11 protein-coding genes are annotated in these 22,357 nt (G+C 41.0%); 7 read left to right on the top strand and 4 right to left on the bottom strand.

Translation table 11 applies throughout. The features are described from left to right. Nucleotides 1-235: 235 nt before the first annotated feature. Together carB and ABD985_RS13575 are read right to left on the bottom strand one after the other, a co-directional pair. The gene (gene carB / locus ABD985_RS13570) at nt 236-3,049 is read right to left on the bottom strand and encodes a carbamoyl-phosphate synthase large subunit (RefSeq protein WP_345372586.1); all 2,814 of its coding nucleotides are present in this window, start codon (nt 3,047-3,049) and stop codon (nt 236-238) included. A gap of 249 nt (nt 3,050-3,298) precedes the next feature. Further along, entirely contained in the window at nt 3,299-5,047 is a 1,749-nt protein-coding gene (locus ABD985_RS13575) for an alanine/glycine:cation symporter family protein (RefSeq protein ID WP_345372587.1), read from the bottom strand. 337 nt (nt 5,048-5,384) lie between these two features. Between ABD985_RS13575 and ABD985_RS13580 the strand changes: the two genes are divergently transcribed. The 5 genes from ABD985_RS13580 to ABD985_RS13600 all read left to right on the top strand — a co-directional run bounded on the left by ABD985_RS13580 (nt 5,385) and on the right by ABD985_RS13600 (nt 11,824). Next, the gene (locus ABD985_RS13580; RefSeq protein WP_345372588.1) at nt 5,385-6,878 is read left to right on the top strand and encodes a PP2C family protein-serine/threonine phosphatase; all 1,494 of its coding nucleotides are present in this window, start codon (nt 5,385-5,387) and stop codon (nt 6,876-6,878) included. A gap of 305 nt (nt 6,879-7,183) precedes the next feature. Next, nucleotides 7,184-8,953, top strand: coding sequence for a 4Fe-4S binding protein (locus ABD985_RS13585; protein ID WP_345372590.1), 1,770 nt, complete (start codon nt 7,184-7,186; stop codon nt 8,951-8,953). Nucleotides 8,954-9,473: 520 nt separating this feature from the next. After that, complete coding sequence (locus ABD985_RS13590) at nt 9,474-9,995, top strand: hypothetical protein (protein ID WP_345372592.1); 522 nt, start codon at nt 9,474-9,476, stop codon at nt 9,993-9,995. 287 nt (nt 9,996-10,282) lie between these two features. Beyond that, nucleotides 10,283-11,239 (top strand): hypothetical protein, encoded by a 957-nt coding sequence (locus tag ABD985_RS13595; protein WP_345372593.1) that lies wholly within the window; start codon nt 10,283-10,285, stop codon nt 11,237-11,239. 327 nt (nt 11,240-11,566) lie between these two features. Continuing rightward, nucleotides 11,567-11,824 carry a hypothetical protein gene (locus tag ABD985_RS13600; RefSeq protein WP_345372595.1) on the top strand — a complete coding sequence of 86 codons (258 nt, stop codon included), beginning with the start codon at nt 11,567-11,569 and terminating at the stop codon, nt 11,822-11,824. Between the two features lie 68 nt (nt 11,825-11,892). Here ABD985_RS13600 and ABD985_RS13605 read toward each other — a convergent pair whose 3' ends face one another. Further along, nucleotides 11,893-14,802 (bottom strand): DUF2339 domain-containing protein, encoded by a 2,910-nt coding sequence (locus tag ABD985_RS13605; RefSeq protein ID WP_345372597.1) that lies wholly within the window; start codon nt 14,800-14,802, stop codon nt 11,893-11,895. A 70-nt stretch (nt 14,803-14,872) separates the two neighbouring features. Next, entirely contained in the window at nt 14,873-16,747 is a 1,875-nt protein-coding gene (locus ABD985_RS13610; protein WP_345372599.1) for a SpoIIE family protein phosphatase, read from the bottom strand. Between the two features lie 414 nt (nt 16,748-17,161). On the opposite strand from ABD985_RS13610, the gene ABD985_RS13615 reads away from it, so the two are divergent. Next, complete coding sequence (locus ABD985_RS13615) at nt 17,162-19,138, top strand: glycoside hydrolase family 97 protein (RefSeq protein WP_345372601.1); 1,977 nt, start codon at nt 17,162-17,164, stop codon at nt 19,136-19,138. Nucleotides 19,139-19,617: 479 nt separating this feature from the next. Next, nucleotides 19,618-22,287, top strand: a complete 2,670-nt coding sequence (locus ABD985_RS13620) for an alpha-L-rhamnosidase-related protein (protein ID WP_345372603.1) — start codon at nt 19,618-19,620, stop codon at nt 22,285-22,287. Nucleotides 22,288-22,357: the final 70 nt, after the last annotated feature.

Here is a 22,357-nt window from a genome sequence, read left to right on the forward strand (position 1 = left end):
GCTTACGCCGCTAGTTGAGTAGCGCTGTGCGCTGTTGAGTTTCACCTTCGGTGAGTTGAGAAATCTTTCCAAAGGTAGCATAAACTCCACCTTCCAAGGTTAAGTCTCAACTCACCGAAGGTGAAACTCAACAAAGCGAAGCTTTTCTCAACCAGCGGCGTAAGCCGCCTCAACAAAAAAGCAGCATCCCAAAAGAATCGGGATGCTGCTTTTATTATTTATAACCTGTACCAGATTAACGGCTCAAGTATAAGTTTCTATCCTTGTAAACCTTACGGAAGAATGGATCTTTCAAATCGTCGATGAAGTAGATTGCCTCACCAGTTGATTTCATTTCTGGACCCAACTCTTTGTTTACGTTAGGGAATTTCTCGAAAGAGAATACCGGAATCTTGATGGCATATCCTTTCTTCACCGGTTTGAAGTCAAAGTCAGTAACTTTCTTCGAACCGATCATCACCTTCGTCGCATAGTTTACATATGGCTCCTGGTATGCTTTACAGATGAATGGAACCGTTCTGGAAGCTCTAGGGTTAGCCTCGATGATATATACCTTATCGTCTTTGATAGCGAACTGAATGTTGATCAGACCTTTCGTTTTCAAAGCAACGGCGATCTTTTTTGTATAATCTTCGATTTGCTCCAATACCAAGTCTCCTAAGTTGTATGGAGGAAGTACTGCATAAGAGTCTCCTGAGTGGATACCAGCAGGCTCGATGTGCTGCATTACACCAACGATGTGTACGTTCTCACCGTCACAGATTGCATCTGCTTCCGCTTCGATGGCGCCATCCAGGTAGTGGTCCAAAAGAACCTTGTTTCCAGGGATCGCTTTCAGTGTATCTACGATGTGATCTTCCAACTCTTTTTCGTTGATAACGATCTTCATCTGCTGTCCACCCAATACATAAGAAGGTCTTACCAACAATGGGAAACCAAGGTCTTGGCAGATCTCCAATGCCTGGTCTGCTGTCTCTACAGTAGCAAATTCAGGGTAAGGGATGTTATTTTCTTTTAGTAGGGTAGAGAAGCTACCTCTGTCTTCTGCAAGGTCAAGTGCTTTGTAGCTTGTACCCATGATTGGAATGCCGTAACGTTCCAATTTTTCGGCAAGCTTCAAGGCTGTTTGTCCACCTAGCTGAACAATTACCCCTTCTGGTTTCTCATGAAGGATGATATCGTAGATGTGCTCCCAGAATACAGGCTCAAAGTATAGCTTGTCAGAGATATCAAAGTCAGTAGAAACCGTCTCAGGGTTACAGTTGATCATGATTGTCTCGTAACCTTCTTCTTTAGAAGCCAATACACCGTGTACACAGCAGTAGTCAAACTCAATACCTTGTCCGATACGGTTAGGACCAGCACCTAGTACGATGATTTTCTTCTTGTCAGAAGCTTCTGATTCGTTTTCCTCATCAAAACAAGAGTAGTAGTATGGTGTCTGTGCTTCGAATTCAGCCGCACAAGTATCTACCAGCTTCCATGTACGTTTTACACCCATCTTGTGGCGAAGGTCGAATACTTCACTCTCCTTTGCGCCAACAATGTGTGCAATTTGTCTATCTGCAAACCCTTTCTGTTTCGCTTCTATCATAAGCTCCTTCGGAAGGGTATCCAGTTTATATTTCTCGATTTCTTTTTCAGTCAAAAGAATGTCAAGTACTTCTCTTAGGAACCATTTGTCGATCTTAGTGATCTCACGAACGGTTCTCATAGCGATACCCAGTTTCAAGGCATCGTAGATGTGGAATAGACGATCCCAGCTTGGATTGGCAAGGCTATAAAGCAATTGCTCTCTGTCCTTCACTTCTTTACCGTCAGCACCTAGACCATTTCTTCCAATCTCAAGAGACTGACATGCTTTTTGTAGGGCTTCCTGGAAAGTACGTCCAATACCCATAACCTCACCTACCGCTTTCATCTGTAGGCCTAGTTTAGTATCAGATCCTTTAAACTTATCGAAGTTCCAACGAGGGATTTTTACGATTACATAGTCCAAGGCAGGCTCGAAGTATGCAGAAGTGGTACCTGTGATCGCATTGTTAAGCTCATCCAAGTTGTAACCGATTGCCAATTTTGCAGCGATTTTTGCAATTGGATATCCTGTTGCCTTAGAAGCCAAGGCTGATGAACGAGATACACGAGGGTTGATCTCGATACCAATGATGTCGTCGTTTTCTGGGTTTACAGAGAACTGTACGTTACATCCACCTGCAAACTGACCGATACCGTTCATCATCATGATAGCCATACTACGCATGCGTTGGTATACCGTGTCTGGAAGTGTTTGGGCTGGTGCAACCGTGATAGAATCTCCGGTGTGAACGCCCATAGGGTCAAAGTTCTCAATAGAACAGATGATGATCACGTTTCCGGCATCATCTCTAAGAAGCTCTAGCTCGTACTCTTTCCATCCTAGGATACTTTGCTCTACCAATACTTCGTGTACTGGAGACATATGAAGACCTCTGTTCAAGGCTGCGTCAAACTCTTCTTCAGAGTTTACGAAACCTCCACCAGTACCTCCAAGGGTAAAGGAAGGACGAATTACCAATGGGAAACCGATTTCCTGAGCGATCTCTTTTCCTTCAAGGAAAGATTTTGCAGTACGTCCTTTACAAACGCCTACTCCCAGCTCAATCATTTTGTGACGGAACTTCTCACGGTCCTCAGTAACTTGGATGGCATCAATATCTACACCGATGATTTCCACGCCATAATCTTCCCAGATACCTGCTTCCTGACACTCGATAGCGAGGTTAAGCGCAGTCTGACCTCCCATAGTAGGAAGTACGGCATCGATCTGATGCTTTTCCAGAATTTCAATGATGGATTGTGGCTCGAGAGGCTTGAGATAGATATTATCGGCAGTGACGGAGTCCGTCATAATAGTGGCAGGATTGGAATTGATTAGTGTAACTTCAATTCCTTCTTCTCTTAGAGATCGGGCTGCTTGAGAACCTGAATAGTCAAATTCACAGGCTTGGCCGATTACGATTGGACCACTCCCGATAATCAGTACAGAGTTGATGTGCGATTTTCTAGGCATTTCTTATATTTTAGCTGTTCTGTCTTTCTTATCGGGATGCAAAACTAAGGCATTTGTATAGAAAGATCATCATTTGAACTATGAAAATTTTAATAATTTATACAATCCTTTGAGAAACAGGTTGTTGAAATAGGTATACTTATTCAATATTTCTAAATATAAAGATCTACTTCTAAAGTTGTGGTGATAAACGTCGCTTTATTTTGCGTAAAGGGTATAAAAAAACCTCCCAATAGGGAGGCTTATATTTTATGCTTTTTCTTTAGAGAGCTTTCTTTTTTTTTCTTCTGGCCACTCTTGCTCAAAGTCACTCCAGTAGTTGTCTACCGTTTCTTTCATCTCCTTGTGAAGAAGAAGGATACCGATAAGGTTTGGAATGGTCATCAGTGCAATCGTGATTCCGGAAAGTGTCCAAATAACTGTTGTATCTGCAAAAGAAGCAAAGAAGAATGCGACTACATATACAATACGGAAAGGCAAGATACCTTTAGCACCAAATAGATAGGTGATGGCACGGTCGCCATAGTATGACCAAGAAATTGCTGTTGAGAAAGCAAACAATAGTAGACCAATAGAAATGATATACTGTCCGTAATCCCCAAAGAAACTTCTCTTGAACGCTTCCGCTGTTAGTGGAGAACTGTGAAGAAGCGACTTACCTTGCATTACGATCGCTTGTTCTCCCGGTTTTAATGTACCGTCTTCCACAATTACTTTACCTGTGTAAGGAACTTGTGAACCATCTTCCTGCTCCAGATATACAGTAATGTCTTCTGCAATCGAACGAGCATGTAGGATCGTCAGGGTATTGGTGATATTTCCGTCTTGTACGTTTAGAAGGCCAGAGAACATAGGTTCTTCATGCTTTTCAGAAAGGTGGTCACCTAGCTTCAAACGATCCTCTTGAGAATCTTCGTACTGTTGTGCCATGATACTTACCTCTGAGAACTGAAAAGTATTTTCAAACTTTTCATTCCATACTCCTGAAGACAGAATGGTAAGTCCTGTGATCGTACAGATTACGATGGTATCAATAAATGGCTCCAAGATCGCCACCATACCTTCTGATACAGGCTCGTGCGCTTTCGCAGAAGCGTGGGCGATAGGCGCAGAACCTTGTCCAGCTTCGTTGGAGAATAATCCTCTGTTTACCCCTCTGTTAAAGGCGTATGCAAATCCAGCACCCAAAAATCCACCTACTGCAGCAGTACCTGTAAATACATGAGCAAAGACGTCGACAAGGGAAGGAATAACGTTGTCAATATTATAGAAGATTACAGAAAGTGCACCAATCAGGTAAATCAAGGCCATACCTGGGACTAATTTTTCTGTAATTTTTGCAATTCTTTGAATACCTCCGATGATCACAAAACCAAGCAATACCGCCAATACGGCTCCCGTGTGCATGTGCTCAATACCAAAAGTAGCGTGTACAGAATCTGCAATACTTTTGATTTGTGGCAAACTACCTGTACCAAATGAGGAAAGTACGGTTGCGAATGCAAATACTGCAGCCATGCCAGCCATGATTTTCTTGCCCATTGCTTTGTTTTTACCAAAGATCTTGAACTCCGCATTTTTCATATAGTACATTGGCCCACCGGCCATAGTGCCATCATCAGTCTTCTCTCTGTACTTGTGAGATAGGGTAACCTCTACAAACTTGGTGGTCATACCAAGAAAAGCTGTAAAGATCATCCAAAATAGTGCGGCCGGTCCGCCTAGGTAAATAGCATAGGCCACTCCGGCGATATTCCCTGTCCCTACCGTACCAGAAAGGGCAGTAGCCAAAGCCTGAAAGTGAGAAGTATCTCCCTCATCATCAGCCTTATCATATTTACCACTAACGATCTTTAAAGCGTGTTTGAAATAGCGTAGTTGTGGAAATTTAAGGAATAACGTAAAAAATAAACCTGTGCCCAATAAGGCAAAGACAAACCAGTTTGAGCCTCCAATATAGCCATCAATGGTGCCTAATATTTCGTTGAGTGTTTCCATGCTAAAAGCATTAAGTAAAAGATGTTGATTGTTAGTACCTAGATACTCTAAAAGTTGCATAACGTGTTATTTTACTGAAAAGTAGTCTGCTTCTCTAATTGGTAAAATGACGATTTTGTATAGTGATTTGATATAATCGAAAAATGCAAATTACCGATTTAATATGATTAAAGTAAGTTTTTGTTTGATTTTTGCCATATGTTGGGAAAATATACTAGGATTTTCTTCAATTCCCACAACTATTATTTAAAGTTGTTAACTTTTATGGATTTTAGGAGTTAGGCTTCTTGGAAGCTTTAATTGGAGATATGTTTCATATTCTTGCTGCAAACAAATTATGACCAAAATATTATCAGCGAAAATGCTGGGCGTCCGTATACAGATGGTGGTGTTTACGGGCCTAATGATGTTGGTAAGCTTTTTTACCTATAGAAATTATCAGGAGAAAGTTGAACGAACCGAAAAGGAGGTATTATTGAACTTGTCGGCGATTGCCTACACCACGGCTTCCAATATTGATGGAGACAGGCATGAAAACCTAGTACAACGTTATCCTGAGAAAGATGGGATCACAACATCCATTGAAGATAGTAGCTATTACCATATGCACCAGCAATTGAAAGAAGTGGTGCGAACACATCATTTGCAATCTGCAGTATATACTTTAGTAAAAAAGGAAGAGCATTTTGAGTTTATCGTTACCTCTTCAGAAGATCCAGCCTTTCGACATCGATATGTGCAATATCCTATGGAGTTGAGAAGCCAGTTTGATCAAGGGGGAGTGTTAGGGGAGTATAGAACAGAAAATGGTGTTTGGTTGTCTGCCTTTGCGCCTATCAAGAATAGTGACAGGGAGGTGGTCGCTGTGATACAGGTAGATCAACGTTTCGAGTCATTTTTGGCAGAAGCAAGAATGCACTTATACCGTCAAGTAGCGATTAGTATTTCTATCGCCTTATTGACTTGGGCTTTACTGTATTATTTTCTGACTAAAGTAATTTCCAAAGAAGAGGAAAATAAACAGCAACTGATCTCTTATGTACAACTTACAGAAAAGCAGCATCGCAATATCTTGAATAGTATTACCTATGCGGAGCGTTTGCAGCGCTCCTTGATGCCTGATGAGGTCACGTTACAACAACAACTTCCCAAAACCTATTTATTGTATAAAAGCAAAGATAAGGTTAGTGGTGATTTTCCTTGGTATTATCCTATTCCAGGTACAAATGAGATTTTATTGGCAGCAGTAGATTGCACAGGACATGGTGTGCCTGGAGCGTTATTGTCTATTATGGGACATTTTATGTTGAATGATATTGTGATGAGTCATCAGATTCATCAGCCCGATCTCATATTATTGGCTTTGCATCATAGTGTTATCAATGCGTTGGGACAGGATAGGGAGTGCAGTATGTCCAATGATGGAATGGACATCGCTATGCTCAAGTTGAATCTTACGGATGGTACATTCCAGTATGCAGGAGCCAATAGACCATTGTACTGGATGAGAGAAGGAAAGATAGAAACCATAAAAGGAAGCAGACGTCCTGTAGGAGGAATGCAGTATCAGAAAAAGCCGTTGGAGTATCTTTTATTTGAAGGGGAAGCTCAAAAAGGAGATTCTTTTCATTTGACTTCTGATGGGTTTCAAGATCAGATAGGGGGTAATAAAGGTAGAAGGTTTATGACCAAGAGAGTCAAAAGTTCTTTGGAGTTAATGTCAGAAACGCCTATACAATTATACAGTCAGCATCTGGAAGCATTGTTTGAGGAATGGAGAGCAGAAGAAAAACAGCTAGATGATGTGCTGATGATAGGCGTGCAGCTTTAGTCGCAGGTTTATTCGACATAATGAAATATCAATAATCAATAGACTTTATCACGGTTAGTTTCGTATGGGTAGAAAATATGCTCCTAGTTCAAGAGTTCAGTATTGATAGGAGGGACGACTATTAATACGCTCTTGGACTAGCGCAGTACGCATTAGACTTGACTGAGGTAGTAAATCGCTTGGTCCAAGAGCAATTCCGTACTCGTACCTCGTTCGGAATTTGAACTCTTGAACCAGTTCACTACTTTTCCCTGCTTATAAACAATTAATCGTGATAAACTCTAATAAAGAATAAAAACAGATTCATGCAGAAAGTGATTTCAAAGATAGGGTTGGGAGTATTCACCGTTTTCTTCTTACTCTTTGTGAGTACGGTATTTTTTGGGGATTATCAATTGACAGAAACAGGTGTAGGCTTAAGAATGGAGGGGCAGCAAGAGCATAAGACGTTATTCCTATCCCATGCTGCCCAAGTAATAGACCAAACTTACACAAACAGTATCTCTTTTACAGCAGCCTTGGATGATGCGTTTGAGAAGGCGAATGAAACAATACAAGATACGTATGCGCTTTCGTCTAATACATTGGAGACCATTATTGGGGAGCAGTTAAATAAGCAATTCTCTATTCAAGAGGCATTTGGACGTTTAGACAAAGAAGAAAAACGGTCCCAGTGGATGACCTATGCCCAATGGATGGATGGACGAACCTATGAGACCCCGGAAGCGCTTCGGGAAGACCTGCTACTGAATCAGGAAAATATTGCAGAAGCAATGATCAGGGAAAAGGGTTTTGATCAACACCAGATAGATGCCTGGAAGTATGCGCTGGCCAAAGAAGCTTATAAAGGGGTGATTGCTGATCATGCTATACTATGGTTTTTGTTGATTTATGGGGGAGCGGTTTTGGGAGGATTATTGTACATGTTGCCTTTGCTTTTTACGGCAGAAGGAATCAATCAACATCATACTTTCCGACAGTCCATGACCTATAGAGGAGTGTTGGGGATTATTTTTGGCGCTTTTCTTATACTCTTTTATATCGTTTTGTACTTCTATCCAGAACATATGGTTCCTTGGGTACGTATGGTTGATCCTTTAAGTATAGCACTCAAAGGAAGTGAAGCAGGCCCTTTTTTCTTATATGGTTGGTTATATACCCTTTGTGTGGTCGTGATGGGGATTCGTATGTTGATCAAGTGGAGGGATAGTAAATACCATAAAGTGCGTACACTGTCAGTAATGTTCTTTCAGGTGAGTTTTGCCTTCTTGATTCCTGAGATTCTTCAGCTGCTCAATAAGCCTTATTTTGACTTCAAGAACATATGGCCATTGGATTATACCTTCTTTTTCGATTACAGAATAGATCAAATGCTGTCGAACGGCACATTGGGAATATTCATGTTGGTATGGGGTATTATATTGGTTTTAGTGGGAGTGCCACTGATGGTTTATTTTTTTGGAAAAAGATGGTATTGCTCTTGGGTTTGTGGATGTGGCGGCTTGGCTGAAACTTTAGGTGACCCCTACAGACATTTATCAGATAAATCTCTTAAGGCATGGAAGATCGAACGATTTACAGTACATGGGGTACTGGTGTTTGCTATTATCATGACCATTGGTGTTTTGTACACTTACTTCACAAGCTCTTCTTCTTTTCTCGGAATCAATACCTATTCCTTAAGGGGGGTATATGGCTTCTTAATCGGCTCTATCTTCGCTGGTGTGGTTGGAACAGGCTTTTATCCTATGATGGGCAATAGGGTGTGGTGTCGTTTTGGATGCCCGCTAGCGGCTTATCTGGGAATAGTACAGCGATTTAAGTCCAGATTTCGCATTACTACAAACGGAGGGCAATGTATTTCTTGTGGAAATTGTTCTACATATTGTGAGATGGGTATTGATGTGCGTTGGTATGCACAAAGGGGACAGAATATCGTAAGAGCCTCTTGCGTGGGTTGTGGGGTATGTTCTGCCGTTTGCCCAAGAGGGGTATTGAAACTGGAAAACAGCGATGAGGAACGTTTCAATACACCTATACTGATTGGGAATGATAGTGTTGAGCTTCCCCACTAGGGGCGACCCCAATGCTGTCAATTTAAGAAAAGGTAGACACTAGTCTTAGCCTCCAGGCTAAGACTTAAACATAGTGGGAGCGTCCTCGCTCCCGTTTTTAAGGCCTTGAGCGAGGACGCTCAAGTTATGATTTTAGTCGTAGCGAGGACGCTACGACCAGTTCTTAGCTTAAATTGACAGCATTGGGGGCGACCCTTGTGGTCGCCCGTTGTTTAGATTTTGTTCAATAGAGTTTTACGGTTAATGGTCTATGAATAAAAAAGCCTGCTGAACTGCTTCTATAGTGGGGTAATTTTCAATGATCAATTTTCAATTAAAATGAATTACCCAAAAAGGCTACAGAACTAGTTCTAGCGTGTATTAATTATTGAAAATTAATCATTGATCATTGAAAATTATAAAAGCTATAGTATACCACTGACCTATTTTAAAAACTTAGAGTTTTTTGCTCATACTAAAATTAACCGTGATAAAGTCTAATGTCTGCTATCTGTTTAATACTCTCAAAATATATGATACTATGAAAAAGGTGTTTTCAGGAATTATTGTGCTTTACATGAGTCTATTTCTATCCAATATGACAATGGGACAAGAGGTAGTGAAACATGATGCTTCAGAATTGGAGTTATTAAAGGCGAGTGTGCAGACTAAGTTACAGATGCAAATGAACTGGTTTAAGAATCATTTCGACCTGACGCCAGCGGAAGAGGCTGACGTAAAGCAATTGGGGGATGCTACCTTGGAGAAGGCGCTAGAAATAAAGAAAAGTGACCTGCCTTATAAAAAAGCTATGAAAGAGCTGGAGAAATGGCGAAAGAAAAGAGATCAGCAGCTTAAGGATATATTTGAGTCAGATCATTTTCATTATTACCGTAATCGTGTGAAGGATGCCGGATTAGGGTATGAGGAAAATCTGGAACGAAAAAAGCAAGAGATGGAGCGACAAGGAAGGAGTAAAAAAGAGATAGAAGAGAAAGTATACCTGGACGAAGAGGGGCATTTAAGAAATGAAGTGATTAACCATATGCTGGGACTCTATTAATGAAGAATGAAGAATGAAGAATGAAGAATGAGCAGTGAACAATGAACAGTGATTTTTATTTTTAGGGGTAATGTAGGCCCTTGCGTCACGCACGGTCTGTAGGGTGAGGGTACTTGATAGCACGATCTTATTTTTTAACAACTGATAATCAGTTGGTTGATATTTATTTTTAAATTTTTCATCATTTTTTCAGTACAAATTTCAGTAGCCTGCCTTTCCTGAATTGAACATGCATTAAAGCATGTGTTCAAGAATGGAATTTTAAACTTATAAAAACTATACGAACGATGATGAAATTGAGAAACTTGATTTTCCCAGCAGCAGTATTGGCTTTTACAGCTTGTCAAAATGATATGGACCCTCAGGAGAACGCCAATATTGAAACCATGGTGGTAGATTACCTGGCAGTGAATGAGTATATCAACTCTTCTTCAGAAGACGCAGATGAAAGAGAAGGAAGTTTGTCGAATGCCAGGGTGGTGATGGACCATCAGGAAAGAGAGGGAAGAAGACCTCGTTTTGATCATCGCATTGGATATTGTGCAGTGGTCTCTACAGAAATAGATCAGGACGCTAACACTTTAACAATTACGTATGATTTCGATTCTTCTGAGAGCTGTGAAGGAGTGAGTGGAATGTTGACAGACGTGATTACTGCAGAGCTTGGAAGCATGTCACATTCCTCAACGTTTGAGCAAGTGACTTCTCCGGCAGGTGTAGTAGTAGATGGTACAGTAAGCAGAGCCAAGACATTCTCATTTGATGGGGAGTGGTCATGGGGACATAGACCTCCGATGACCTATGAGGGAAGCCATTCAAGAAACATGACGATTGCTTACCCTGCAGGATTTGTAGCAGACTCTATTGAGGCATATTCAGAAACGATCGTTGCATCAATTGCTTCAAAGAAAACAGAGGAGCAGTGGACACAAACAGGTAGCAAGTCTTACGAAAATACATTAGGAGAGTCATTTTCTGTAGAGATTACAGAGGAGTTGGTTTATAGTAGAGCATGTGAAGAAAAAGTATTCATTCCTGTAAGTGGTGTAGAAGTACTGACAAGAGGAGATGAGACAGTTACCATCAATTATGGAGAGGGTGCTTGCGACTATATCGTTGAAGTAACAAAAGGTGATGAGGTACTTGAGCTTGACTTGACAGAGGACTTCGATGAGTATGGATTCATTGGCATTAAAGCCAGACACAGTGAGCATCGTGTGAAAGAGAGAAGAGAGAAAAAGTAATCCTACTTCTAACAACATAAAAACCTATACGGAAATGATTTGGTGAAGAAAGCCTCAGAAGCGAATAGAATATCGCTCTGAGGCTTTTTGAATTGTAATTTTATTGATGTCTACTCTTTGTCCTCTCTATGTTGTTCTATTTTTTAATTGTATTAATTTTATTTGCAATACCATTAATACAAATAGTTATAATGAAAACCCTTTTGAAGAACTGTAACTATTAACAAAGAGTATGTTACACCATTTTACGACTTGGGCAGCAGTAAGCTGCAAATACTGTAGTACTTTATTTTGACTGTTGTACACGAACAAAATCTAATTAAATCCATGACATTGATTGAGAATAAAAGTACGACTAAGGATCGTGCTGTTTTTGAATTTAATCGAATAACGGAAGAGTTGAGGAGCCTTATCGTGGTTCGCGAAGAAGAAGAGAGAGCTGAAGCTGTCATCAACAAAATTAAGGAAGTAAAGTCTTCTTTGGCGACAAATGAAAAAGTGGGAAATACGTATTCTTCTAGCCAATTGAAGCAGATGTTGGACGATATCAATGCATGCTTTTCCGAGAATATAAAGACAAAATAAATAGGTTATGGGAATCCTATCATGTTTGCTTATAAGGCCCTTGCATTTTGCAAGGGCCTTTGTCATTCTTATAAGTCTTGTTTACTTTTTAATTTCATCCATCCGTAAGCAGCACCTAGGCAAAGGGCACCTACAATAATAAACGCAATGGTTTTTTCTACTAAACTGAACCCTGCCAAGTCCATAAGGAATAGCTTTAGTGCCCCTGCTCCCAATAGGAGTAGTTGTAGTTTATTGAGGAAATGATAAGCAGGCTTTGTCGTATGAAATAGGATAATAATACCATGAAGCACTAGAAGTACTGTAAAGGTAGGTTCTGTAAATTGAATGCCTATATGATTAAGTAGCAAGGCATAACTTCCCACGACACTAAGGTTAAACCACCACAAGGCAATCTGTTTACCTTTTTCTTCAAACCAAGCAGGATTGCGATAGACAAACAATAAGTGTAATCCGCAAAGAACTAAGGTGCCGATGGTTGAGGTAAGTGTAATCGGATAAGATAGGTCAAAAGTCCATGCGGTTGCTTTGACAAAAACGACGACCCCAAACACAATGGATGTAAGCCAATAGAAATAGGGCAGGGTATGCTTTATGACAGTAAGAGGTTTGTGCCCCATCGTTAGGAGTAAGGAAGAAACAAGGGTGATCAATAGGGAGCGATAAAGATTGTCACTGTACTCCCAATAGACTATACCGACTACAATAGGCAGGTAGTATAAGGCGATGTTGAGCAATAGAGACCAAGGGGCTGCTTTCTTGTTTCCTTGTATTTGAGACCCCTTAACATAGAAGAAAATGGATAGCAAAGAGATCGCACCCATTGAGGCATTGATCCAAAGTGATTCTGTACGCATAAGGAGAGTGAGCAAACCTGCTCCCATCAATAGAAGTGTTTGTACTCTATAGGCTTCCTTTTTAAAGGTTTCATAAAGAATAAAGGCACCGAGCATACCTACCCATATTCCTGTATTGACCAATGCTGGCAGATGTCGGTTAAAGGAACCAATAACAGCGAGTGGCAATAATAGGTACGACACAGTTTGCAAGTGCTTACTCCAGTGTTCTTTGGTCTTTAATAGATATTGATAGTAGTATCGAATAGACCATATGAGTGTCCAACTTAAAAGAATGGATGCTTTTCCATAAATAGGCTGCAGATGAAAGGCATATACTCCTGACTCTTGAAGCCCCACTAAAAATCCAATAAGGATCATCCCTCCAAAGAGCCACCCGATTTGCTCAATAAGAATTTTATTTCTTTTCTGTCCCCAATAGATAAATCCTAGCATAGGAAGTACGAAGCTACAAAAAGCAAAAGCCTGAAACTGATAGATTGCAACGATACTAAAAGTGATGCCTATCCATACGGCAAGTAAGAGTTCTTGTAGTTGGATGATTTTTACGGTGCTGCTATCGTTACTACTTTTGAGAAAGTATAAACCAATTCCTGTTAGGATAGTACTTAGTATACCTACTTCTAGCCAGTGAATAAAGGAAGTTGATAAAAGGACTCCTTCGTAATTCAAGGAGAATAAGGCAAGGATTTCAGTACTACGATACAATAGGGTGGCTATAGCTATGACATAGAGTATTCCGCCTTGTTTACGTAAACTCTTTAGCTGATAAGCATATCCTAGGTAGACGAGTAATAAGGCCTCCGCTCCCCATACAACCCCTTTCAGGGATGGAGTCAAAAGGAACTGAATCCCTAATGCTAATAGACCGGTGGATAATGCGGTCAGGACAGGGATGAATTGGGAGGATAGTTTCTTTCTGAATACAAGTAATATACTAATAGGAAGGAATGCATTGATAACGTAGAGGGTCCCTGCTAGTTCTTCCGTAGGACTTAACAAATATATATTGGTTAAGAATAACCCTATATTCGTGGCTAAAAGTCCCAGGTTCTCTTTATCGAGCTTCTGTAGCTTTTTCCCATCAAATAATCCTATGTATAGGAATAGGTAGGCAAATATATGGATATAGATTAAGTAAGGAACGGTAGAGGTTTCATCTGAAAGGGTACTGATGACGGTTTCTAGCAGAACAACACCGAGAGCAAAAGCAAGGTAGGTGAGATTCTTCCATTGTATACGCTGGCCTACATAGATGGATGCTGAGATGAGTATCAATAAATAATAGAGGTATCCAATAGGTTGATTACTTGTCGGGAGCATCATAGGAGCAAAAGCACCTCCCAATAGGGTAAGGGTTGCGACAATGCGGGTTTCGAATCGGAAAGCAATAAACAAGGAAAAGGCTGTATTGAATAGAATCAAGGACCCTCCAATCCATAAAGAAGAACTGTAGCTGATGACAAAAGCAATAATCAAGTAATTAATAGAGATCACAAGAGCTTGTATCGCTGAAGCAAATTCCTGATAACGAACATCTTTATTATGTAAACGCTTGCTCCACCATAGGAGGAGAGAGGTGGTTGAACCTCCTAAGACTAAGGTGACCCATTCTATCCCAATATTGAAATATTGTGTAGCAGCATGTTGTAGCAAAAAGCCGATGCCGATGATCATGGCAGTAAAGCCAAATATTGTCAAAAAGAATACAGGAAGTTTCTTTTCCTTCTTATAGTGAAGGAAGATATCCAGAAACCAGTCCTTGAAGCTCTCTAGCGGCCCAATGCTAAAGATAAAGTTTAATAGGAACTCAGAAAAAGAAGGACCTTCTTCCACAGGAGGTGTAGGGGGCTGTACTGCTTGTGTCCTGCTGGTTTCCTGTACAGGAGCTGCTACTGTTGGTTTGGCTGGGGAGGGCTGGGTGGAGTGTTTAGGTGGTACAGGAGGTGAGGCCATTTCCAAGACCTCTTCTCTTTCCTCTTCCTGAATGTCGTCTAATGCTATATCCCTTAGTTTTTGGGTTAATACATCAATTTGACGTTGTATATGTTGGTGTTGTTGATCCGAGAATTGCCTGAGTTCATGCAGTTCTTCTCGGATCTCATCGAGTTTATATCTCATAAGAAAGCAACATTTTGTAAATAAAGTCTAATGCTTTCTCTTACGTAAGAAATAGGGGAGGGGGTTACATTTACTCTAGCTCAACCCCTAGAATAGTGATATCGTCCCGTTGCTTTTCTTCCCCCTGATGTTTTTCCAGGAAAAGCTCCAATCGTTCTTTTTGCGTATTGAAATCCATCCAGCACGTTTTATGAATCAATTCATATAGGGCTACCCTGCCAATTTTCTTTCTTTCGTGATTGTTTTGATCAGCATACCCATCCGTAAAGAGGTATATACGATCTTTCTTGGATAGGGTCAGTTGGTGATTGACAAAAGGTTTAGGGGTTTTACGCTTGATATGCCCTCCAATTGCTCGATTACTCCCTTTGATTTCTACTACTTGATTATTTTTTCTCAACAAAACAGGGCGTTTTGCACCTGCAAAAGTGAGTTCATATTTGGTGCTATTTTCTTCCCTTTGCTCCAGCATACATAATGCGATGTCCATACCGTCCGCAAACGAATCTTTTTCATGCTGCTGAAGTGCCTCCTTTACTTCATGGTCCAGTACTTCCAGTACTTGGGCAGGGTTAAAAATCTTTCTTTGGCTAATGATCTTATTCAGTAGTGTCATGCCTATCATGGACATAAAGGCTCCGGGCACACCGTGTCCCGTACAGTCCACCACAGCCACGAAAAGTCGTTGCTTTCTTTTGATCATCCAATAAAAGTCACCGGAAACTAGTTGCTGTGGGCGATAGATGACAAAAGAATCCTTGAAGTGACGTAGTAAGCTGGATCGTTTGGGGAGCATAGCTGCCTGAATGGCATTGCCGTATCGAAGACTGTCCAGTAATAGATTGTTTTGTTGAGTAATGTTGTTGGAATGATTCTTTACATCCGCTAAGCTTTCTTGTATACGACACTGCATGGTATGAAAGTCACGGGACAATTGCCCCAGTTCATCATCACTTTCCTGTACGGGAAAGTAGACCCCTTCAAAGTTATGCTGAATGGCTTCCTGTATATTTTGGGACAAGACTTTAATTGGCTTTCCGAAGGCTATGGTGACACGATAAATCCAATAGATGCCAATGCTAAGTAAGATCGCGGTAAATAATAAGAAGCTGTAAATAACAATACTGCGCTCTTGGTCCGTTTGTAACTGTATCTTGGTAGAAAGTTGTACCATTTGCTTATCAATGGTTTTACGGACTTGTATGATTTCTGCCCGAATCCCCATAGATCGGTTGATCCCAATTTTTCGGTTAAGGGCAACGACACTCTTAAATACTTGTTTGTAGTTATGGAGGTAGGTAAGTAAAGAGGTCTCTTGTGTTTTACTTAAATTGGAAGCTTTTAGCAACAACTCTAGGTTTTTCACTTCTTGAAGGAGACGGTCAATGTATTTATCTTCCTTGCGAAGGAAAAAATCCTTTTCATGTCTTCGGATAAGTAGAATAGTCACCATACTCCCTTCTGTTTGGGCCTCCTCAATAGTATGGATATAGCGACGCATCTCTCCAATGAGTCCATAATTTTCAAAGCCCTTTTCCTTATGTGTTTTGAATAAAACACTTAAGCGCCTTTCATATTGCAGGATATTATTCTCTAATAAAGAGAGATTACTCTCGTAGGTGTTGGATTGTGTGTAGTAATCGTTTTTAAGGGCTGCAATATCGCGAAATACAGCCTTTACAGAATGATCAAGCCTTTTTTCAATATTACTATTCTCTTCCGTATAGAAGTCCGCATTGATGACTTCATCCGTCAAAAAGTCCTTTTCTACTTGTTGTATCGTTTGAATGCTATTCTGTAGTTGATGTAACTTCAGAATGGTTTGCTCAATATCGTTACGCTGTTCATTGAGCCATAAGTTCAATACAGCAAGGGATACAGCGATAAGCAGGAAGATAAAGAATGAAAAATAAAGTTTGCTTTTTATAGAGCGAAGGTATTTCATTTAGTTCGGAAGTCTTGTTAGTCTTCCGCAAACCTACGGTATTCCCTTATCAATACAGGGGTATTCATTATTATCAAATTGTAAACAGAATGCTAAGAAAGGGTGTCTGATCTATTTATAGGAAAATCATGAAGAATACTAACTCAAATAAATCCAGATAAGCTTGATAGTAGTCTATATTAGAGTAGATTCTTCATTTATTTATTTAATTGATAATCAATAATTTAACTTTTTATATAATCTATATTTTTAAGTTGATCGTATAGATGCGATACTGATTGATAGCTTTCCTGTATTACCTTTGCTTTATAGAGATGATCATATCTTTATAGGTTATAGTATGACTGTTACTTATTAAACGATAAGCAATAACCGATAACCGATAAACAACACATCACATCAAATAAACAGAAAATGAAAAAGCTAAGTATACTACTCTTATTACTGACTAACTTTGTGGTAATAGGGTATACCAAAGATTGGACTTTGACTTCTCCCGATAAAAGTAATGTTGCCATCATAACATTTAAGAATGGCGATCTTTCTTATCAGGTAAAAAGGAGAGGGCAGGAAGTAATAACCGCTTCTTCCTTGGGTATGAAATTCAAGCAGTTTGATTTGAACGCTTTTAATGCAGTCAAGAAGATTGCTTCAAGGGAGGTAGAGCAAAGTTGGCAAATGGTGTGGGGAGAGCAACAAATCGTGCTGGACCATTATAAGGAGACACAATGGGAGGTGACAACAGCCCAAAAAGAAACTATGTTGATTACCTTTAGGGTTTTCAATGACGGAGTGGCGTTTCGTTATGAGGTGATCAACAAGGATGGTAGAGCACTCGATTTGATGGATGAGGTGACCGAGTTTAATATCCCTGAGGATCCTAGTACTTGGTGGATTCATGCAGACTATGATTCCTATGAGCTATTGTATCAGAAAACACCGCTCAGTAAAGTAGACATCGCACATACGCCTATGACGATGAGGTTGGCTTCCGGTATTCATATGAGTATTCATGAGGCAGCCTTGGTGGACTATGCCTCTATGACCCTTAAGAACAATGGGAAGGGAGTGACTTGTGACCTCGTACCTTGGAGAGATGGTGTAAAAGTGAAGAAGGAAGCATCATTTACTTCTCCTTGGAGAACGATTATCCTAGGAGATAATGCAGGAGACTTGGTGGAGTCTACTATGGTACTGAACCTGAATGAACCATCTAAGATAGAGGATACCTCCTGGATTAAACCCATGCGCTATATGGGAATCTGGTGGGATATGCACTTGAACACTAAAAGCTGGAAACAGGGCGTAAAGCATGGTGCGACAACGGCTTATGCCAAGGAGTATATTGATTTTGCTTCCAAAAATGGATTTGAAGGGTTATTGGTAGAAGGTTGGAATATTGGATGGGAGCGTTGGGACAACTGGGATTTTACTAAAGCCTATGATGATTTTGATATTGAGGAGGTACAGCGTTATGCTCAGGAAAGAGGAATGACGTTGATCGGTCATCATGAAACTGGAGGGAAAGTTTCCAAGCAGTATGAACCTCAGATGGAAGAAGCCTTTAAGTTTTATAATAAACTGGGTATTCCTGCGGTGAAGACAGGGTATGTTGGAAAGATTGATAATGGAGAATACCATCATGGACAGTGGATGGTGAACCATTACCATCGCGTAATGGAACTGGGAGCCAAGTATAAGGTAGCGATTGTGGCTCACGAACCTATCAAGGCTACGGGATTGAGAAGAACATATCCACACTTTCTGGCTAGAGAAGGCGTGAGAGGACAAGAGTATAATGCCTGGGCTAATCCTTCTAACCCTCCGGAACATACCGTGATTCTTCCTTTTACCAGAGGACTGTCAGGACCGATTGATTTTACACCTGGAGCATTCCGAATGACTTTTGACGGAACGTATAGAGAAGAAGGATACCCTAGTAGAGTAAGTACGACCTTGGCCAAACAGTTAGCATTATACGTAACAATTTATTCTCCGGTACAAATGGCTTGTGACTTGCCAAAACATTATGAGGAGTTTCCTGAAATGTTCCAGTTCATTACCCACGTACCTGTAGACTGGGCGAAAACAAAAGTATTGGGAGCAGAAATTGGAGAGTACTATACGGTAGCCAGAAAGGACCGTCATTCCGATAATTGGTATATTGGTAGCATCACCAATGAGGATGCTAGGGATATTGAGGTGACTCTGGACTTTCTGGAGGAAGGCAAGACTTACCGCATGACTTATTTTGGTGATGGAGAAGAAGCTAACTGGAAAGACGCACCATACGATTATCAAATCTTCAACAGAGAAGTAAAGAAAGGAGATACCGTGAAGCTGCACCTGGCTGCCGGAGGAGGAGCCGCTATCCGATTAGAACTACCGTAGGGGCGACCCTAATGCTGTCAATTTAAGAAAAGGTAGACACTAGTCTTAGCCTCCAGGCTAAGATTTAAACATAGTGGGAGCGTCCTCGCTCCCGTTTTTAAGGCCTTGAGCGAGGACGCTCAAGTTATGATTTTAGTCGTAGCGAGGACGCTACGACCAGTTCTTAGCTTAAATTGACAGCATTGGGGACGATCCTTGTGGTCGCCCATCAGAAGGTCGCCTAATCGGCACGGACGGTTAATTTTCAATGATTAATGTACAATTTTCAATAGGGGTAATGCTTGTAATTATTCCTGTAGAAAATTTTGTAGGCCCTTGCCTGAGGCAAGGGCCCTATGCTGGAAACTGGTCGTAGGCTCCAGCCTACGACCTGCAGCGGGTTTGCACTACCCTATCTACGATTAACATCAGGCTGAGCTGATGGAATTATACCTCAGACAAGGGATCTGTGGCCCAGATACCACGCTTTTAACAAAACGATGATGAACAAAAAAACAATACTAACACTAGCAACAGCCATCTGTACTCTAGGTACCGGATGTAATTCCGATTCCAATGAGAAAGCACTTTACAAGAATGATACATATACCATTTATGAAAATGGCGTAAAGCAAGGAAAACACGAAGCTAAGGTATTGTCGGACACTTCTATGTCCTCTACCTATGTAAGCCCTGCGATGGAGCATTACAGTAGAAAGATAGAATTCAAGTTTAGCTTGAATCACAAAGACAATGAATTGCCTTACGGAAAGAACCATAGTGTGGTGATTCAGCCTGAGAATGGGGTGTATCGTACACCGGTCATCACCTTTGGAGATCAGACAGTAGCTTCCAAAGAAGGCGCGGAGGAGAATCTGGAAAAAAATACCAAAGTGACTTTTCGTCTTGATATGACTCCTGTTTTGGAAAGCTTTGAAGAGAAAGGCTACTATGAGGATCTTCATGGGGAGCGTATCGGTAAGGAAGATTTTCAAGGGGTTTATATTGCCGGAGGAAGTGCGCCTTTGTACTGGGATTTTGAGAATCTGAGAACTTCTTTGGAAGACCCTGATGGGGATGGAGTTTTTGAAGTGACATTGGTAATGAATACAGAAAATCCTGATGGGGCTGTGGCTTCCCAATGGACCTTGGAAAATGATATAGCGGATTTTCCTCAATTTCAAACAGACTACCCGTTGCTGAACTCACTCTATAAGCTTACCCTGGATGAGGTAATTAAGCTGAAAGAAGCAGACGGCACTTTCCGTACTGGTAAAAAGTGGGCAGGGGTATGGACCCGTGATGTGAGTTATTCCATCGTATTGGGACTTGGTGCCGTAGAGCCGGAACGCAGTATGACCTCTTTGAGAAAGAAGGTGAAGCGTAACCGTATCATACAGGATACTGGATCAGGAGGGGCATGGCCTGTTTCTACTGACCGTACTACTTGGGCGTTGGCTGCCTGGGAGTTGTATAAGGTGACAGGCGATCAGGAATGGCTAAGAGAAGCATATGAGATCATTAAAAATACAGTAGAGGATGACTTGAAAAGTATTGTTGCTTCAGATGGATTGGTCTTGGGAGAAACATCTTTCCTGGACTGGAGAAAGCAGGAATATCCTAGATGGATGGACAATGTGGCGATTTCTCAGTCTGAGGGATTAGGGACCAATGTGGTACATTACGCTACCTGGAATATTTTGGGACAAATGGCAAGCATTCTGGGTGAACCTTCTGAAAAGTATCTGAGCTTGGCTGAGGGCCTGAAGAAGGCTATTAATGAGGAATTGTGGTTGGAAGATAGAGGGTATTATGCCATGTATAAATATGGGGGACATTATCCATTACTATCTGAACGTTCTGAGGCATTGGGTGAAGCGTTGGCTGTTTTGTATGATGTAGCATCCCCAGAGCGACAGCAAGAAGTGGTAAGCAGTACACCGACGGTGGTATATGGTGTTCCATGTTTTTATCCTCAAATCACAGGGATACAACCTTATCACAATAATGGGATTTGGCCTTTTGTACAGTCATTTTACAACCTGGCGGCTGCTAAGGTAGGGAATGGAAAAGCGTTGGAGCATGGGCTAGGTAGTATCTACAGAGCTTCAGCATTATTCCTGACCAACAAGGAAAATATGGTAGCGGATAATGGAGACTTTGTAACGGAACTTAACTCTGACTATCAGCTATGGAGTGTTGCCGGACATTTGGGAATGGTATATAAGATCTTTTTCGGGATGGATTTCCAACCTGATCAGGTTACATTCTCTCCAGCAATACCGAAGGCCTATAAAGGAAATAAAACACTGAAAGGGTTTAAGTACCGTGATGCTATCCTGGATATTGAAGTGAAGGGATATGGAAAGAACATCAAGTCTTTTAAAATTGATGGAAAGGAAACAGCACCTTTATTTAAAGGAGACCAATCAGGACGACATACCATTGAAATCGTAATGGATAATGAGGACATCTCTAAAGGCCAATCGATCACTCTTGTAGAAAATGCCCACGATATCACCGCTCCAGTATTGAAATGGGAAGATGGGAAACTAAAGTGGAATGCTGTAGAAGGCGTAAAGCAATACAGTATTTATAGAAATGGTGAGCTATTGAAGGAAACCTCTGAGACGGAGTTAGCGGTAAGCTTGCCTTCAGTATTAGAGGAGTATACGATTCGTGTCAAAGACAGTAATGGATATTGGTCATTGATGTCTGAGCCGGTAAAATTGTATAAACCTGAAGCGGCAATCATACTGGAGGCAGAGTCTATCGGTAAGACAACGGGACGCTCGTTAGTTAACTTTACCGGTAAAGGAGCCGTAGAAATTTCAAAACAACAACATAAACAGTTGTCATGGAATGTAGACGTGCCACAAGCAGGGAAATACTTTATTGATTTCCGTTATGCCAATGGAAACGGTACCTGGAACTCCGATAACAAATGTGCAATCCGTACCCTAAAAGTTAATGGAGAAGCAGAAGGTACGGTGGTCATGGCACAAAGAGGAGTAGATGAGTGGTCGAGTTGGGCCTATACCAATGCGATTGTGGTCACATTAAAGAAAGGTCGTAATCAGATTAACTTATCTTTCGAGCCGCATAACGAAAATATGAACGTGGAGGTCAATGCAGCATTGATCGATCATTTGCGTATACTGCCGCAATAAGTTTTAGGGAGGCTTTCTTCTTGTTATCTTTATGTTGACAACTTTTAGTCGTGGCGTAGACACTGGTCGT

The sequence above is a fragment of the Algivirga pacifica genome (assembly GCF_039543525.1).
Taxonomy (GTDB): Bacteria; Bacteroidota; Bacteroidia; order Cytophagales; family Flammeovirgaceae; genus Algivirga; species Algivirga pacifica.